The organism is Rhizobium sp. N122 (genome assembly GCF_002211295.1).
Lineage (GTDB): Bacteria > Pseudomonadota > Alphaproteobacteria > Rhizobiales > Rhizobiaceae > Rhizobium.
Genome location: NZ_LOKU01000032.1, coordinates 14,177 through 30,257, shown reverse-complemented (window position 1 = coordinate 30,257; position 16,081 = coordinate 14,177). Strand labels below are relative to the sequence as shown.

Sequence of the window (16,081 nt, the reverse complement as noted above, 5' to 3'; positions counted from 1 at the left end):
GCCTCGCCGCCCGGTCTCCAAAACCATGAATGAAGAAGGGTCGCCTCGATGTCCGGCACATGGCTGACAACGCGCGCGTGGCTTTTGATGCTGCCGCTTCTCGTGGTCATGATCTCGGTCATCGGCTGGCCTCTGATCGATACCGTCGGCCTTTCCTTCACCGATGCCAAGCTCGTCGGCACTGAAGGCAGCTTCGTCGGCATCGACAATTACGCCAAGATGCTCTCCGGCTCGAATTTTCAGCGCACGCTCGCTACCACCGCATGGTTCGCAATCGTCTCGGTCGCCGCCGAAATGGTGATCGGCGTGCTGGCCGCCCTGCTGCTGAACCAGCAATTTCGCGGCCGCACCGCGCTTCGCGCCCTTATGATCCTGCCCTGGGCGCTGCCGACCGTCGTCAACGCCACGCTCTGGCGGCTGATCTACAATCCGGAATACGGCGCACTCAACGCCGCCCTGACCCAACTCGGCCTACTCGATGCCTACCGCTCCTGGCTCGGCGAGCCGGGCACGGCGCTGGCCGCCCTCATCGTCGCCGACTGCTGGAAAAACTTCCCGTTGGTGGCGCTGATCGCGCTGGCCGCACTCCAGGCCGTACCGCGCGACATCACCGCCGCCTCGCTCGTCGACGGCGCCGGCGCTTTCGCCCGCTTCCGCTTCGTCATCCTGCCCTATCTCGCCGGGCCGCTGATGGTGGCGCTGGTGCTGCGCACGATCGAGGCCTTCAAGGTGTTCGACATCATCTGGGTCATGACCCACGGCGGCCCGGCCAACAGCACGCGCACGCTGTCGATCCTCGTCTATCAGGAAGCCTTCTCCTTTCAGCGGGCGGGCTCAGGCGCATCGCTGGCCCTGATCGTCACGCTGCTGGTGACGCTGCTTGCCGCCGGCTATGCCGCCCTGGTGCGCAAGACCGCCGGGAGTGCGGCCTGATGGAACGCCAAAATCCGCTCTTCTCAGCCTTCATCTACATCTGCGCGCTGCTGCTTGCCGCCGTCATCCTGGCACCGATCCTGTGGCTGTTCATCATGAGCATCTCGCCGGCCGCCGACCTTGCCGCAAAGCCGCTGCGCTGGTGGCCGCAAACGGCGGATTTCTCCCGTTACGCCGTCCTGCTTTCGACGCTGGAAAACAGCGCCGGCGCCGCCTTCACCTCGTCGCTGCGCAACAGCATCGAGGTGGCGGGCATGGCGACGATCGCCGCCATCGCGCTTGCCATTCCGGCCGGCTGGGCAGTGTCGCGCACGCCCTCTGTGGGATGGTCGCTGTCGATGGTGATCGCCACCTATATGCTGCCGCCGGTGGCGCTCGCCGTGCCGCTCTATATGGGTCTTTCCCATCTCGGCATGCTCAACAACGTCTTCGGACTTGCCCTGGTTTATCTGACCATCCTCGCCCCCTTCACCACATGGCTGATGAAATCCGGCTTCGATTCCATCCCGCGCGAGATCGAATCCGCCGCGATGATCGATGGCGCCGGCCTGTTCCAGACGCTGAGGATCATCACGCTGCCGCTCGCCGCCCCTGTGGTCGCGACATCGAGCCTCTTCGCATTCCTGCTTGCCTGGGATGAATTCTTCTATGCGCTGCTCTTCACCTCGGACCAGCGCGCCAAGACGCTGACCGTCGCCATTGCCGATCTCGCCGGCGGCCGCGTTTCCGATTACGGATTGATCGCCACGGCAGGCGTGCTCGCCGCCCTGCCCCCGGTGCTGATCGGTCTCGTCATGCAACGCGCCCTGATTTCAGGGCTCACCAGCGGCGGCGTCAAGGGATGACGATGACAACAGACAGAATCCGACCGGCCGGGCTCGCGGCGATCGACCGCGAGATGGCCCGTCAGCACGCCGATGCGCTCGCCTCCTATGAAGCCGCGGCACCGATGGCGGAAAGAACCGCCGCCTCGCTTGAGAAAACCAGCCGGCTGCTCCTGCTCGGCATGGGCGGCTCGCATGCGGTGAACCGCGCCGTCGAGCCGCTCTACCGGGCCCTCGGCATCGATGCCGTCGCCTTGCCGCTGTCCGAACAGCTCGGCCAGCCGCTGCCGATCACCGACAGGACGATCTTCGTTACCTCGCAATCCGGCGAGAGCGCCGAGGTCCTGCGCTGGTTCGAAGAGACCGGCGGCACGGCGGAAACCTTCGGCCTGACACTGGAAGCCAGCTCCTTCCTCGCAAGAACCGCCCCGTCGCTGGTCGGCAGCGGCGGCACCGAGCTTGCCTTCGCCGCCACCCGCAGCCTGACGGTGACCTTCGCCCTGCATCTGGCAATCCTTTCCGCCCTCGGCGAAGATCCCGCCGCCGCACTTGCCATGCTCAGGACGCCCGAAGACCATGACATCGCCGCGGCGCTGGCCGCGCTCGAAAACGTCGCGACCGTCGTCACCTCGGGCCGCCGCCTGCAGGGTGTCGCCGAGGCATTGGCGCTCGGCTTGACGGAGCTGTCGCGCCGCCCCTGCTTTTCTCTTGAAGGCGGTCAGCTGCGCCACGGCCCTATGGAGATGCTGGGACCGGAGATCGGCCTCGTGCTGTTCCGCGGCCTGGACGAGACATCAGGCCTCGTCACCGCAATGGCGGTATCCGCCGTCGAGACCGGCGCGCCCGTCGTCCTGTTCGACGCCTCGAGCGAAGCCCCGGTCGCCGGGGCGGTGACCATCCGCTTTGCACCTGCAACGGGCCTCGCCGCGATCTTCACCATGCTGCCGGTTGCCCAGCGGCTGATGATCGCCTTCGCCGACGCCCGCGTCGACAATGCCGGAACGCCGGTCCGTTCCACCAAGATTACCCGGAGTGAATGAATGCGGCCGCTTGCAGTCATCGGCAACGTCAATGTCGACCTCATCCTCGGACCGGCCGCCCCCTGGCCGAAGGCCGGGACGGAAATCATCGTCGATCATGACGAGCTCAGGGTCGGCGGAGCAGCCGGCAACAGCGCGCTCGCCTGGCAGGCGCTCGGCATCGAATTCGAGATCGCCGCCAATATCGGCAGCGACCAGTTCGGCCGTTGGCTCGCCGAAGCCTTCGGGCATCGTGCCGAGAAGTGGCCGGTCCGCCCCGAGAAGACGACGCTTTCCGTCGGCATCACCCATCCGGATGGCGAGCGCACATTCTTCACGACGACGGGCCACCTGCCGCGCTTCAGCCTCGCCGACGTCTTCGCCGTCGTCGACGGCGCAAAGCTCCGGGGCGGTTATGCGCTTCTCTGCGGCGCCTTTCTGACCGACGATCTGACGAGGGAATATGGCGCTCTCTTCGACTGGGCCGAGCGCCATGACATCACCGTCGCGCTCGACACCGGCTGGCCGCTCGACGGCTGGACGGAAGAGAATTGCGCGGCGACAAAAGCCTGGCTTTCCCGCAGCGGCATCGCGCTCTTGAACGAGGTCGAGACGACGACGCTTGCCGGCATCGCCGCTCCGATCGAGGCCGCCCGCGAGATCCGGTCGCACATGCCGGAAGGCGCGATCGTCGTCGTCAAACGCGGCCCGGACGGCGCCATCGCCATCGGGCCGGATGGCCTGCTGGTGTCGGTGGAGGCACCCCTCGTCGCGGTCGTCGATACGATCGGCGCCGGTGACGTCTTCAACGCCGCCTTCCTCGCCGCGCTGGCAAAGGATGAACCTTTGATCTCTTGCCTGACAGCGGGGACCGAGGTCGCCTCGCGCGCCATCTCCACCCTGCCCCGCAGCTACGGTGATCCGTCATCCCTTCAGGAACCCGTGTCATGAGCGCGCTCGACATCCAGAATATCCGCAAGACCTATGGCGAAGTCGAGACGCTGAAAGGCATCGACATCTCGCTGGAAAGCGGTGAATTCCTCGTGCTGCTCGGCTCGTCGGGCTGCGGCAAGTCCACGCTCCTGAACATCATCGCCGGCCTTGCCGAGGCGACGAGCGGCGATATCAGGATCGGCGGGCGCTCGGTGCTCGGCGTGCATCCGAAAGACCGCGACATCGCCATGGTCTTTCAATCCTACGCGCTCTACCCCAATCTGACGGTGCAGCGGAACATCGGCTTCGGCCTGGAAATGCGCAAGGTGCCGGCGGAAGAGCGCGACAGGGCGGTACGCGATGCCGCAAAACTTCTGCAGATCGAAAACCTCCTCGAGCGCAAGCCGAGCCAGCTTTCCGGCGGCCAGCGCCAGCGTGTCGCGATCGGCCGCGCGCTGGTGCGCAAGCCTGAGGTCTTCCTGTTCGACGAGCCGCTCTCCAATCTCGACGCCAAGCTGCGCATGGAAATGCGCACCGAAATCAAGCGGCTTCACCAGATGCTGAAGACCACCGTCGTCTATGTGACCCATGACCAGATCGAGGCGATGACGCTGGCAAGCCGCATCGCCGTCATGCGCGACGGCCGCATCGAGCAGCTCGGCACACCCGAAGAGATCTACAACTATCCGGCAACGCTCTATGTCGCCACCTTCGTCGGCGCTCCGCCGATGAACCTGCTGAAGGCGACAGTGCGTGACGGTCGCTTGGTGCTTTCCGGCTCCGATGCCGGCCTGCCTCTGCCCGCCCGTTTCCGCGATGCGGCCGGCGATGGCCGCGATCTCGTCCTCGGCGTCCGCCCCGAGGCGCTTCGCACCGCCGGCACCGGCCTGTCGATCGAGGCAACCGCGGAGGTCGCCGAACTGACCGGCCCGGAACTCGTCATCACAGCCTTTGCCGGAAATCAGCGGCTGATGGCCTGCCTGCCACCGCGCACGCCGATCCGCGACAACGAAAAACTGACCCTCTTCTTCGACGAGGAGGCAATGCATCTTTTCGATCCGGAAACCGGCCTCAGCTGCCTCCCTGCGCAATAGGCCGGCCAGGGCGCCATGCACTTCTCGTTCAATTGGCGGCGTCGGCAGGCTTTCGCTTGTAAACATGGATATAGTCGACGAGCAGAATGGAAGGGTTCGGCGTTTCATCGATCGGCCATCCCGAGCCGAGCGCCAGATTGACCAGCGGATAGAACGGCATGTGGAACTCCTCCGGAGTGTCGAAGCTCCAGAGGTACTGGCGATCCAGATAGAATGTCGTCTTGTCGGCTTGGATATCGACGCCGTAGGTATGATATTCGCTGTTTAAAATTCCGTCCTCAACCGTTTTCCAATAGCCGCCGGTCGAGTTCTGGCCGCCCTGGCTCTGACGCCAGATATGAAAACCCATGCTGAATTCGTAGGGCGCGCGTCCGTAATATTCCAGCACGTCGATCTCGGCGGTGTATTTCGACCGGTCGAGCCCGATCAGCCAGAAGGCCGGCCAGACGCCCTTGCCCGGCGGCAGCTTCATGCGTGCTTCGAAATAGCCGAACTGCTGCGAGAAACCTTCGCCCTTCGGGTTCACCGACGACAGCAAGCCCGAGCGCCAGGTCCCGTCGGCCTCCTTGCGCGCTTCGATCTTCAAAATTCCCTGATCGGTGGTAAACGGAAAGCCGGGAGCAGGATCGGTGAAACGGGCATCTCCGAAATCGCCGTTCCAAGGCGTATGGGCGATCCAGCGGGAGCTTTTCTCTCCCCAGGCAGAAACGTCGAGGCTGTCGAAACTCTCCTCGAACGTCAGCTGATACGCATTGATATTGAGCGGTTCCTGGGCGACGCTCGGCTGGCCGGGCAACGCACCCAGACCAAGAACGACAAGCAGACCCAAACCCTTAGAAAATATCCCGTAACGCATTCTGCTCTCCGAAAAACGCCAAACCAATCACTCGACTGCACTTGTCTCGATCATGAGGTGAGCACCCCGTTTCGTCGCGGCATCAGCCTTTGAACGACTATGGTCTCAATGCCATCGGGCCTTCCCACGATCTGCCACAGCAGCAAGGCGAAAGCCCAGAAAATTGCCGCTGCCGCCCCGCCGCAAAGCGCGACGCTGACGATAAGATTGAGACCGACAGGCATGGCGACGAGCATCGGCTCCAGCCAGAGCAGGAAAGCGATCATCGGCAGGCTTGCGGCCAGCGGCCGGCAAAAGGAATTCAATTGCGCGGCAAAAGTTGCGCCGATCAGCCGCCGCGTGATGACGAGCGACGCGCCATAGGCGACGAGGACTGCCACGATCCGCGCGCCGAGCGCCCCGGCCACCTGAGAATAGGCGATGCCCAGAATGGTGACCGGCACCCTGACGGCGAACTCGACGAACATCCTGAGAGCGACATAACGGGTATGGTTCATGACCATGGCCAATGGCGGCATCATGTTCGTGGGAAGACCGAGCAGGCTGACAAGGCACAGCCATTGCAGAATCGGCGCGGACGATGCCCATTTCTCGCCGACGAGGATCCGCACGGTCGGCTCGGCGAGAAGGGCAAGCGCGATGAGAACGGGGGCCGCGACGAAGGTGATCGCAGTCGTCGCCTTCAGATAGGCGGCAACCAGGTTGCGGCGGTCTTCGACCGTGGAGAAGGCCGCCATCAGCGGACGCAGCAACGGCCCGACGAAGGTCTGATACGGAATGCCCGCGATATTGTCGGCGACGCTGAAGGCGCCGAACGTCGACAGGCCGGTAAAACGCGGCAGAAGCAGCCGGTCCAGTTGCCAATTGATCGAATTCAGCACCTGCGACACGGTATTCCAGCTGATCATGTCCTGAAAATGCTTCCATTCGGAAAGGCTGAAGGTCGGCCGCATCGGCGCAAAGACATAGGAAGTGATCATCGCCGCTGTCGGGCCGGCCACCGCTCCGATCGCCAGCCCCCAGTAGCTGCCTGTCGCCACAGCTACACCCACCCCGAACAGCAATGTCGATCCCTTGGCGATGAGATCGAGCACGAACTCGCGTTTGAAATCGAACCGCTGCATGAAAAGAACCATGCGCGGACTGACCATGCTGCGCATGGCAGGCGCGATCGACAGAACGGCGACAAGGGCGAAAAGCCGGGAATCGTCATAGATCAGCGCCATCGGCCAGGAGATGGTCATCATCAGCAGGCTGATGGCGAGCCCCCTCAGCAGGCTGAGAGTGAAGGCCGTGGCGAACATCTCGTCCGAAGGCGCCGGTTGACGCATCAGCGCCTGCGTCAACGGCAGATCCAGGATCGCTTCGACGATGACCAGGACCGACGTCGCAATGGCGACCAGGCCGAAATCCGCAGGGCTCAACAGCCTTGCCAGAACAAGAAGGCTGACGAAATCGAGCATGCGCGCGAGGAATTTTCCACTGATGGTCCAAATGCTCGCCGTTGCCGTCCTCTGGGATACGCTTGCCATGATCTGTTAATCTATTCCTCGTCGAGGGGTTTGAGACGATTTCAGGCGGTGCGCGGCAAAGCGGGCTGTTCCGTTCCTTCGCCTCAACCCGGCCGTCTTCCGAAGAGGCCGGCAGATCCGTCTCCATGGCTGGACAGCTGTTGCTCGATGAGGCCGGACAGACGATCGCGGAATACGGTGGCGGAGAATTTCAGCGAGTGCGCGCGGATTGCATGCGGATCGATATCGTCCTCAACCTCTTCGAATGCCGCCATCGTTTCCAAAAGAGCTTCCGTCGTCTGCTCGGCGAAGCGAAAGCCCACCTGCGGCGCGGACACGGTTTCCCGGGCGCCGCCGGCGTCGAAGGCCAAAACCGGCCGCCCTGACGCCATCGCTTCCACCGGCAGGATGCCGAAATCCTCCGTTCCCGGAAACAACAGCGCCCGGCACCGCGACAGGTGGTCGCGCAGCACGTGGAAGGGCTGATGGCCGAGAAACTCAACGGTCGGTCCGGCGATCGACTTCAGATAAGGGAGTTGTTCGCCCTCGCCGATCACCACCAGTTTCCGGCCGGCCTCGGTGCAGGCGCGCACCGCAATATCCGGCCGCTTGTAGGTGGTCAGTTGTCCTGCATAGAGGTAGAATTCGCCTTTCCCCTTGCCCACGGCAAAATCGTCGACCGCAACGGGCGGATGGATCACGACGGAGTCCCGGTCGTAGAAGCGGCGAATGCGGCTTGCGACATAATCGGAGTTGGCGACGAACACATCGACGCGCGACGACGTCGTCACGTCCCAGGCGCGCAGCATGGGCGCGGTAATCGACATCAAGGCGCGGCCCGCCCAGGGCAAGCCATGGCGATAGACATGGAACTGATCCCAGATGTAGCGCATCGGCGAATGGCAGTAGCAGACATGGAGAGCGTCGGCGCGGGTGATGATGCCTTTGGCAGGCCCGGATTCGCTCGACAGCACCAGGTCGTAATCCTGCAAATCGAACTGCTCGAGCGCAAACGGCATCAGCGGCAGCATCTTGGTATAGTGCCGCTGGGCGCCGGGGATTTTCTGCAGGAAGGACGTGCGGATGTTGCGCGTCTTCAGAAAATCGCTGATGCGGTCCCGGTTGCAGACGAGGGTGAAGATGTCGGCCTGCGGAAACATGCGGCACAGCTCTTCCAGAACCTTCTCGCCGCCGCGCATCGAAACGAGCCAGTAATGCACGATCGCGACCCGAAGTTTCCCAATCTCTTTCGTGCTTCCCGCCTCGGCGACGCGTCTTTTCGCCATAACGGGCGCATCGGTCAGAAATGCCCTCGCGTCGGTAAGAGAGGTCGTTGCTTTAAGGGTCAACTGAATACTCCTTGTATCACCGCACCGTCTGCGGGCTCAAAAACCGCATTCGTCGAAATCAGGCTGTGGTATTCGGCAAGCAGCGCGTCGCGCCATTCCTCATGTGTCGAGGCGAGATCCGGCGACAGCCGGAAAGCCCGCTCGCTCATGACGCGAACCTCTTGTCTCGGCATTTGACTGAACCGCGTCAAACTTTCGGCGAAGGCGCTTTCATCTGCCGTATCGCAGGCAACCGCCATGCCGGCTCTTTCCATTTCTTCGGCGAGAAAGGCGCTGCGCGACATGATGACCGGCAGACCGCTCCTGGCCGCCTCGATCGCGACGAGACCGAACGGCTCGGGATAGCGCGAGGGCATCAGCAGCGCACGCGCCTTGCGGATGGTCGGGCCGATCTCTTCATGCGACTGCCAGCCGACGGCCCTGACATGATCTCCTGACGCTGCGACCCGCGGCATTAGCGGCCCGTCCCCGATCACGCAGAGCCTGACGCCGGCTTTGCGCGTGGCGGCGACGGCATCCTCGACACCTTTCTCCTCGTCCAGCCGCCCGATGAACACGAACTCGTCGTTGGCCTCAGCCTCGATGCGTTTGATGGAGAGGGGAGCGACGGGATTGCGGATCGTCGTCAGCCGATCGGGCCGATAACCGGCACCGACGAGAAAGCTCGCCATCTTTTCGTGCAGCAGGATGATCCGACCGAAATCGGCCTGTCCCTTCAAGAGCCGGAGGATATTCGAGCCACGGGCGACCCGCCACAATTTGTGCGCATAACTTCTCTTGTCGCACGCCGTCGCAATGCAGCCTCCGCCAAGCGGGCGTCGCCGGCAGATTTCCTGCGCCTGATAGTCGAAGAAGGCACCGTTGGGGCAGGCCGTAAAGAAATCATGTGCGTGAACCATGCATCGTCCGGCGACCGGCGCCAGCGCTCTGAAAATCGCGGGAGACAGGATCTGGTGCCAGCCATGCACATGGTAGACGGTGTTGGCGGTATCCTTTTCGGCAATCCAGTTCGCCACCATGCGGACGGCGGCGCCGTTGTGAATACCCGTGACGAACGCCTTCGTACGCTCGGCGCTGAGCAGGTCGAGGCTGTTCAGCCCGACCATCGAGACCCCGAGTGCGGCAAGCTCCGCATTGGCGGCGTCATCCCCGCAAATATAGGTCACGGGGATGCCGAGCCCGCGGAAAAGCTTGGCGGACAGCACCGCCAGGCCTGTCGCGCCGCCTCTGGCCACCGAATAGTCGTCGATGACGACCACGCGGTCGATCTTTGCAGCGCGGGGGCCGGAAAAACGGCGGCCGGCGCCAGCGGTGGATCGGATGCCCTCGGAAAGCGGCGGGTGCATTACTTCACCGAAACCGCGCCGTTGGCACAGGCCTCCAGCGCCTTGCGGTTGAGAATGCGGATCTTGCCCTGGCCACCGTCGATGATCTTGCCTTCCCGCAGGCGCCGCAGGCATTGATTGACCTTCTCGCGCGACGCCGGCAGCGTCGCGGCCAGGTCATTTTGCGAGATGATCAGTTCGTCCCCGCTGTTTGCCGCGTCTTTTCCGTAAACAGCCGAAAGCCGCAGCAGCGTGCTGGCCAGCCTCGACTGCAGGCTTGACGCCGCATTCGCAATGATCCGGAGCTCGAGCTCCGAAATACGCGCCAGCGCCCTGGAAAAGACCTTTTCGCGGAAGGCGGGATCGCTGGCATACATATCGCGCAGCAGGCGACCATCGAAGAAATGCAGCTCGCAGTTGGAGCCGGCTCGATATTCGAGGCTCAGTGTCTGCCTGCGCAGCACCTCGAGCTCGCCGATCAGGCCTGATTTCGGAATGATCTCGACAATGAATTCCCTGCCATCGGGCAGCATCGTGCTGGCACTGACCACCCCTGAATGCACGCGCGCGAACATGTCGATCAGGACGCCTGCCCCGGCAATGACCTCGCCGCGCCGGAAACGTCGGACGCTCGAACGGCAGGAAAGAAATTCATCGTCGAGCACTATGCGGCTGCCGAGATGAATGCCGCCGCCGGCCGATATCGCCGCCCTGCCGATGCCGGCCCGGCGATCAGATGCGTGTGTCACCCCGTCCATGCGCATAACTCCAATACTCGAATAACGATAAGGATGCTGCACTGCATTATTTAAAATAGCTTAACACACAAGTCAAACGACTTCACAACTATACAGAATAAATATTGAAACTTCAGTCAGTCAGGGCCATAAATACATCACATGCCGCAATCAAAACATAGACATGCTCAAATAATGCTCATCTCTATATAAATATGAGCTTATTAAAAAGTCTTTCTAATCAAAAATGGCAATTGACCAAATTTTGACGTCACAAATATAAATTTTCCTTCGTTGATTAATCACAATTTTGTAGATTACATTCTTATTTAGAATGAAAATAAAATACCGAATGACACAATCGGAATTCTGTTCTGACCGTTTATTAGCATAAAGAATTTATTAAGGATTATGACCTTGGTAACAGACAACCAGAGTGCGGCGCAGCAAAGTTTGAACGGTTCTTAATCGGAAAGTTTTGGAGACCCCCGATGGCATTGGAAGCACATAGTTTCGAGGCATGGTCGCGTGTCGGACGGCCTGCGGAAGGCGGCGACATCCATGCGTCCCAGCCGCGTGCAGCCGCCCGATCATCCAAGCGCGCGCTCGACCTTCTGATGGCGGTCACCGCCCTGATCCTGCTTTCCCCACTTCTGCTCTTCGTCGCAATGATCGTGAAGTGCTCCGATCGCGGCCCGGTCTTCTATTCCCATAAGCGCATCGGCTTCGGCGGAGCGCCGTTCGGATGCCTCAAATTTCGGACGATGAAGACCGATGCGAGCGCTCAGCTTGCCGAATTGCTGCAGAACAGCCCGGCTGCGCGCAGCGAATGGGAAGCGACGCACAAGCTGAAGGATGATCCGAGGATCACGGCCGTCGGCGATATCCTCAGGCGGTCGAGCCTCGACGAGCTCCCCCAGCTGTTCAATGTCCTGCGTGGTGAAATGAGCCTAGTCGGCCCTCGGCCGGTCACCGCCGAGGAATTGCCGCGTTACGGCGAGCATATCTGGGCCTACATGGCCGTCCGTCCTGGACTGACCGGTCACTGGCAGACCAGCGGGCGCAACGATGTCAGCTACGAGCACCGGGTTTCGCTCGACGTTCACTACCTCAACAACTGGTCGCTCGGCCGGGACTTGATCATCATCGCCAAGACCATCCCCGCTCTGTTTTCGCAGCGTGGCTCGTACTGAGCACTAAAATGGGAGAGCTGCCGATCGTGCCCCAAGCCGAAGATAGGCTGCCCCCCTCGTCCCTTCCAAGCTGCCAGTAGCTCGTTAATCCGCAATCCCGTCATTTTTGGACTAGGACGACATGACCTCAAGCACGATCTTCAGCGGTGTTTCCCCGATATCCCTGCCTGCCGCCGCAGCCGCTGGCGGGAACTCGCCGCTGGCCCTGCGGGACATGCTGTTTTTTCTCAGAATGCGCTGGCTATGGATCGTGGCCACGACCTTTGCCTTTCTTGCAATCGCCGGCGGCTATCTTCTCACCGCCGAGCCGACTTACGTTGCCAGCACCCAACTTGTGATCTTCCCCCAGGTGAACAGCTCCGAAGCTCAAAGAGCCTTTGCAGAAGACGCCTTCATAGAAGGGCAGCTGGAGATTGCCAGATCGAGCGATGTCATCGGCGGGACGGTAAGGGCGCTCGATCTCGATAGCGATCCCGACTTCGTGGATTGGAAACCTTCGCTGCTGGACAAGGCGAAGGACTGGCTTTTGGGACTGTCTGCTCAAGTGGATACGGGGCAGGAAACGGCAGGCATGCGAACGGAAACGCCAGCCAGACCGCGAACGGAGGAGGAACGGCTCCACGACCTGGCGATCGCCACGCTGCAAAGCATGATGGACATCCGCCGGATCGGGAGTTCGACAATCATCGAAATATCAGCTGCATCGTCGACCCCTCAGAAGGCCGTCGCCATCGCCGATACGCTCGCCAGGCAATATATCCAGAAGAATATCGCAATGAAGGCCGATGCTTCCCGCCAATACAGCGACTGGCTGGAAAAATTCATCAGGGAGCAGCAGCGCGGACTGGCCGATGCCTCCAGCGCCTTGAACACATTCAACAGCAATCCGCGCGACCAGTTCAAGCTTGCGGAGCTGCAGAGCGCGACGGATGCCCGCCGCACCCTTTATGAAAGCACGCTGACCCAGCTTACCGAAGCCAAGCAGCGCATAACCTACCCCGTCTCCGACGCCACGATCGTCTCGCGGGCCACGCTGCCTCTTTCGAAGGCAAGGCCGCGCAGCACGCTCATCATTGCCTTTGCCGGGGCGGTCGGCCTCGGCGCCGGCCTGGCGCTCGCCATGATCAGGCACGCCGGCGACCGCCGGATCGTCCGTCCTCAGCAGATTGCCGATGCCGGCGGAGTATCCATCGTCACCTTGCTGGCGAGGTCGAAGCAGAACCGGATTGGGCATCCTGGCGGGTTCCTCGCCGACGGCACGGGCAGCGGCGACACGGCCGCCTATGCTGTTATTCCCGGCATGGCGGAATTGAGCGCAACCATCGTCGGTCTTCGGCGCAAACGCCGCGTCGTCATCGGGGTAGTCGCCGTCGACCCCGGCAGCGGGGCATCGACCATTGCATGCGAACTGGCGGTGCTATCGTCGCTTTCAGGATCGCACACACTGCTGATCGACGCGGCTGCCCAGACATCCTCGCTCAGCAAATCGATCGCGCCCCATAGTTCCGCAGGCCTCGTCGATGTTCTCGATAATGGCGCGCTGATCCACACGGCAGCGTTGTCCCTCACCCCAACCCTGAAATTCCTTCCGCTCGGCAAGGTGGAAGCAGTGACGCCGGCCGTTCGCCTAAGTTCCCGCCGCACGCAGTTGAGCTTCGCTGAGCTGAAAAAGGAATTCGACGCCATATTCGTCGATATTTCCGCATTCTCGGCTTCCCCCGATGCCAGTGCCATTGCGCCGGAGCTGGATGGCGTCCTCGTCGTCACCTCGCATGGGCACACCTCGATCGACGATACCGTGCGCGTCATCGACACCATGCGCAATGTTGGCGCCGAGATCGTTGGCGCGATCATCAACCATGCACCGAAGAGAGTAGAATCATGATCTCACCTTCGGCAGAAGCAACAACACAAAACCGTCCCTTGCGGATCGCCTTGGGGATCGCCTCGGCGGGGCGCCCTTCGATACTGCGGGAGACGATCGACTATCTCACAGGCCTGCCGCACCAGGCGGAACGGCTCATCGTCTGCGTGCCGGTCATCGAGGATGCCGCCGGGCTCGCCGGCCGCCGCAATGTGGAAGTCTTCGTCGGCAGCCGCGGCCTGACCGCCCAGCGCAACAGGATTATCCGGGCCGCAGCGGCTGATACGGACGTTCTGATCTTCCTGGATGACGACTTCATTCCCGCCGCGACCTTCCTGCCGCGGATGGCAGCCGTCTTTGCAGCAAGGCCGGAGGTGGCAATCGCCACCGGGGAGGTGCTGGCCGACGGCGTCCTCGACGGGGGCCTCAGCATGCAGCAGGCCCTGGAGGTTCTCGATACGGCAGGCGAAGCCGCCGAGCGTGTGGCGGATGTCTACAACGCCTATGGATGCAACATGGCGGTTCGCCTTGCACCCGTTATCGCGCACGCCGTGACCTTCGACGAGCAGTTGCCGCTTTACGGCTGGCTCGAGGATGTCGATTTCAGCAGGTCCATCGCCCGTCACGGCCGGTCCGTGCATGTCGAAGGCGCCCGCGGCGTGCATCTCGGCGTCAGATCCGGACGCCAGCCCGGCCGAAGACTCGGCTATTCACAGGTCGCCAATCCGGTCTACCTGATCCGCAAAGGCACGATGTCGAAAGGTCGTGCAATTGCGCAGATCGGCCGCAACATCCTGGCAAATGTGTCGGGCGCCCTGTTGAAGGACCGCCTGATCGACCGGTGGGGACGTTTGAACGGCAATTTGCTGGCGCTGTCCGATCTTCTTGTCGGCCGCGCCTCTCCGTCCCGCATTCTCGAATTCGGCACTCCGTCGCCGCGCGAGATGCCTTCCTCGTCGGCCGCAGCAAAACGGAGATAGACCAATGCAGCCTACATCCTCGTTCGATCGTCTCGTCTCCGCCGCACTCGCCTTGCTGGCATTCTGCTGCCTGACCGGCTGGAGCGTCGCCCACGCGCAAACATTCACTCTCGTGCCGGAAGACAAGGTCAGGCTGCGCGTCGTCGAATGGCGGTCGTCGGATTCCCGCTATGCCAGCTGGGAGGCTCTCGACGGCGTCTATACCATTGATGATGCCGGCAATCTGTCGATCCCGATCGCCGGCCACCTGCAGGCGAATGGAAAGACCACCGAGCAGCTTGCCGATGCCATTGCCGCCGCGCTGGCCGAACAGTCCGCACTTCCGGGCAAGCCGTACATCGCCCTGGAGATTGCCGAGCATGCGCCGATTTTCGTCACCGGCACCGTGCAGACCCCCGGCCGCTATCCTTTCGAACCCAACATGACGGTGATGAAGGCTGTCAGCATCGCCGGCGGCTTCCTGCGGGAACGCGAAGACAATACCTATTTCGAGCGCGACCGGATCCAGGCCGCCGGCGCCTATCGAACGGCCGTTCTCAACCGGCGCGACCTGCTGATGCGGCAGGCGCGGCTGCGCGCCGAGATCGCCGGCGAGCAGAGTTTCGAAATCCCCGCCGAACTCTTGGGAACACCCGACGTGGACAAGCTGAAAGCCCAGGAACTGAACCTGATGCGGCTGCGGCGCGTCGACATCGCCAGCCGGATCGAAGCGGCGAACGACCTCACTCGTCTCTATGGCCAGCAGGCCGAGTCGCTGGAAGCCAAGATCGCTTCGCAAAAACGGCAGATCGAACTTGCCCAGAAAGAACTGGACAATGTCAACAGCCTGGTGAGCAAAGGCCTGGTCAGCAATTCGCGCCAGGTCTCGGTCGACCGCTGGGTTGCGGATGCGCAAGGCACCCTGATCGATCTCGAAGTCGCCCTGACCACGGCGCGCCAGGGCCTCAGCGAGGCCGACCGTTCCAAGATCAACATCGTCAACCGGCAGAACAGCGAAAACCAGGACCTGCTGAACCAAGTCAATCTCGCGATCGGCAGGGCGGCGATCGACATCCAGGTGGCCCAGCTTCTGGGCGAACAGGCGGGTTACGACGCCCAACTCGCCCAGATCAACACCGACGCGCCGGGTCTCGGCAGGGCGCAGAAAAATTACAGGATCGTGCGTCGCAATGACGACGGAACCTCCCGCAGCATTGTGGCCGACGAGCAAACCGCATTGCTGCCGCACGATCTCGTCGAGGTCGGCCTGGATGCGAACCTTCAGACGCAATCTTCGCCGCCGCAGAAACAGAGTTCGACGGTCCCGTCCTCCGATGTGGCCGGGGACAGTGGCCCGGCTCCCGGCTGGATATCCCAGACGGGATCGAACTAGGAGACGGTTGTGATCATCGACCACAGCGGGCGGCTTTCGCCTTGCCCATCCCGCCGAAAGCTGGATGCCGCTCTTCGGCAAGAGCGATGCT

14 protein-coding genes are annotated in these 16,081 nt (G+C 62.2%); 9 read left to right on the top strand and 5 right to left on the bottom strand.

The annotated features are described in order from the left end of the window. Positions 1 to 48 precede the first annotated feature (48 nt). Genes ATY75_RS21270 through ugpC form a run of 5 tightly spaced genes read left to right on the top strand, consistent with a single transcriptional unit; the run spans position 49 to position 4,803 of the window. Positions 49 to 933 carry a sugar ABC transporter permease gene (locus ATY75_RS21270; RefSeq protein ID WP_088939084.1) on the top strand — a complete coding sequence of 295 codons (885 nt, stop codon included), beginning with the start codon at positions 49 to 51 and terminating at the stop codon, positions 931 to 933. Beyond that, positions 933 to 1,778, top strand: coding sequence for a carbohydrate ABC transporter permease (locus ATY75_RS21265; RefSeq protein WP_088939083.1), 846 nt, complete (start codon positions 933 to 935; stop codon positions 1,776 to 1,778). The genes ATY75_RS21270 and ATY75_RS21265 overlap by 1 nt, the downstream gene beginning before the upstream one ends. After that, the gene (locus ATY75_RS21260) at positions 1,775 to 2,797 is read left to right on the top strand and encodes an SIS domain-containing protein (protein ID WP_088939082.1); all 1,023 of its coding nucleotides are present in this window, start codon (positions 1,775 to 1,777) and stop codon (positions 2,795 to 2,797) included. The genes ATY75_RS21265 and ATY75_RS21260 overlap by 4 nt, the downstream gene beginning before the upstream one ends. Next, positions 2,798 to 3,727 carry a PfkB family carbohydrate kinase gene (locus tag ATY75_RS21255; protein WP_088939081.1) on the top strand — a complete coding sequence of 310 codons (930 nt, stop codon included), beginning with the start codon at positions 2,798 to 2,800 and terminating at the stop codon, positions 3,725 to 3,727. Further along, a complete protein-coding gene (gene ugpC, locus ATY75_RS21250) occupies positions 3,724 to 4,803 on the top strand; it encodes a sn-glycerol-3-phosphate ABC transporter ATP-binding protein UgpC (protein WP_088939080.1) in 1,080 nt (359 codons plus the stop codon). Before ATY75_RS21255 ends, ugpC begins: the two co-directional genes overlap by 4 nt. A 28-nt stretch (positions 4,804 to 4,831) precedes the next feature. On the opposite strand, the gene ATY75_RS21245 is transcribed toward ugpC, so the two are convergent. The 5 genes from ATY75_RS21245 to ATY75_RS21225 all read right to left on the bottom strand — a co-directional run bounded on the left by ATY75_RS21245 (position 4,832) and on the right by ATY75_RS21225 (position 10,602). Further along, positions 4,832 to 5,659, bottom strand: coding sequence for a glycoside hydrolase family 16 protein (locus ATY75_RS21245; RefSeq protein ID WP_064840461.1), 828 nt, complete (start codon positions 5,657 to 5,659; stop codon positions 4,832 to 4,834). Positions 5,660 to 5,709: 50 nt separating this feature from the next. Beyond that, positions 5,710 to 7,191 carry a lipopolysaccharide biosynthesis protein gene (locus ATY75_RS21240; protein ID WP_088939079.1) on the bottom strand — a complete coding sequence of 494 codons (1,482 nt, stop codon included), beginning with the start codon at positions 7,189 to 7,191 and terminating at the stop codon, positions 5,710 to 5,712. 83 nt (positions 7,192 to 7,274) lie between these two features. Then, the gene (locus ATY75_RS21235) at positions 7,275 to 8,519 is read right to left on the bottom strand and encodes a glycosyltransferase family 4 protein (protein ID WP_088939078.1); all 1,245 of its coding nucleotides are present in this window, start codon (positions 8,517 to 8,519) and stop codon (positions 7,275 to 7,277) included. Further along, positions 8,516 to 9,865: a glycosyltransferase family 4 protein gene (locus ATY75_RS21230; RefSeq protein ID WP_088939077.1), complete on the bottom strand. Its 1,350-nt coding sequence runs from the start codon at positions 9,863 to 9,865 to the stop codon at positions 8,516 to 8,518. The genes ATY75_RS21235 and ATY75_RS21230 overlap by 4 nt, the downstream gene beginning before the upstream one ends. After that, positions 9,865 to 10,602, bottom strand: a complete 738-nt coding sequence (locus ATY75_RS21225; RefSeq protein ID WP_088939076.1) for a Crp/Fnr family transcriptional regulator — start codon at positions 10,600 to 10,602, stop codon at positions 9,865 to 9,867. The genes ATY75_RS21230 and ATY75_RS21225 overlap by 1 nt, the downstream gene beginning before the upstream one ends. Positions 10,603 to 11,072: 470 nt before the next feature. Between ATY75_RS21225 and ATY75_RS21220 the strand changes: the two genes are divergently transcribed. The 4 genes from ATY75_RS21220 to ATY75_RS21205 all read left to right on the top strand — a co-directional run bounded on the left by ATY75_RS21220 (position 11,073) and on the right by ATY75_RS21205 (position 15,990). Continuing rightward, positions 11,073 to 11,774: a sugar transferase gene (locus tag ATY75_RS21220; protein WP_088939075.1), complete on the top strand. Its 702-nt coding sequence runs from the start codon at positions 11,073 to 11,075 to the stop codon at positions 11,772 to 11,774. 214 nt (positions 11,775 to 11,988) lie between these two features. Then, positions 11,989 to 13,659 (top strand): polysaccharide biosynthesis tyrosine autokinase, encoded by a 1,671-nt coding sequence (locus tag ATY75_RS21215; RefSeq protein ID WP_245317609.1) that lies wholly within the window; start codon positions 11,989 to 11,991, stop codon positions 13,657 to 13,659. Further along, positions 13,656 to 14,618 carry a glycosyltransferase family 2 protein gene (locus tag ATY75_RS21210; protein ID WP_088939073.1) on the top strand — a complete coding sequence of 321 codons (963 nt, stop codon included), beginning with the start codon at positions 13,656 to 13,658 and terminating at the stop codon, positions 14,616 to 14,618. Before ATY75_RS21215 ends, ATY75_RS21210 begins: the two co-directional genes overlap by 4 nt. Before the next feature lie 4 nt (positions 14,619 to 14,622). Beyond that, positions 14,623 to 15,990 (top strand): polysaccharide biosynthesis/export family protein, encoded by a 1,368-nt coding sequence (locus ATY75_RS21205; RefSeq protein ID WP_088939072.1) that lies wholly within the window; start codon positions 14,623 to 14,625, stop codon positions 15,988 to 15,990. Positions 15,991 to 16,081: the final 91 nt, after the last annotated feature.

Excerpts from the sequence above, each read along its gene's own strand:
- ATY75_RS21215 (WP_245317609.1), top strand. The coding sequence starts at position 11,989 with ATGCTGTTTTTTCTCAGAATGCGCTGGCTATGGATCGTGGCCACGACC.
- ugpC (WP_088939080.1), top strand. The coding sequence starts at position 3,724 with ATGAGCGCGCTCGACATCCAGAATATCCGCAAGACCTATGGCGAAGTC.
- ATY75_RS21210 (WP_088939073.1), top strand. The coding sequence starts at position 13,656 with ATGATCTCACCTTCGGCAGAAGCAACAACACAAAACCGTCCCTTGCGG.
- ATY75_RS21220 (WP_088939075.1), top strand. The coding sequence starts at position 11,073 with ATGGCATTGGAAGCACATAGTTTCGAGGCATGGTCGCGTGTCGGACGG.
- ATY75_RS21270 (WP_088939084.1), top strand. The coding sequence starts at position 49 with ATGTCCGGCACATGGCTGACAACGCGCGCGTGGCTTTTGATGCTGCCG.
- ATY75_RS21230 (WP_088939077.1), bottom strand. The coding sequence starts at position 9,865 with ATGCACCCGCCGCTTTCCGAGGGCATCCGATCCACCGCTGGCGCCGGC.
- ATY75_RS21205 (WP_088939072.1), top strand. The coding sequence starts at position 14,623 with ATGCAGCCTACATCCTCGTTCGATCGTCTCGTCTCCGCCGCACTCGCC.
- ATY75_RS21225 (WP_088939076.1), bottom strand. The coding sequence starts at position 10,602 with ATGGACGGGGTGACACACGCATCTGATCGCCGGGCCGGCATCGGCAGG.
- ATY75_RS21265 (WP_088939083.1), top strand. The coding sequence starts at position 933 with ATGGAACGCCAAAATCCGCTCTTCTCAGCCTTCATCTACATCTGCGCG.
- ATY75_RS21260 (WP_088939082.1), top strand. The coding sequence starts at position 1,775 with ATGACGATGACAACAGACAGAATCCGACCGGCCGGGCTCGCGGCGATC.
- ATY75_RS21240 (WP_088939079.1), bottom strand. The coding sequence starts at position 7,191 with ATGGCAAGCGTATCCCAGAGGACGGCAACGGCGAGCATTTGGACCATC.
- ATY75_RS21255 (WP_088939081.1), top strand. The coding sequence starts at position 2,798 with ATGCGGCCGCTTGCAGTCATCGGCAACGTCAATGTCGACCTCATCCTC.
- ATY75_RS21245 (WP_064840461.1), bottom strand. The coding sequence starts at position 5,659 with ATGCGTTACGGGATATTTTCTAAGGGTTTGGGTCTGCTTGTCGTTCTT.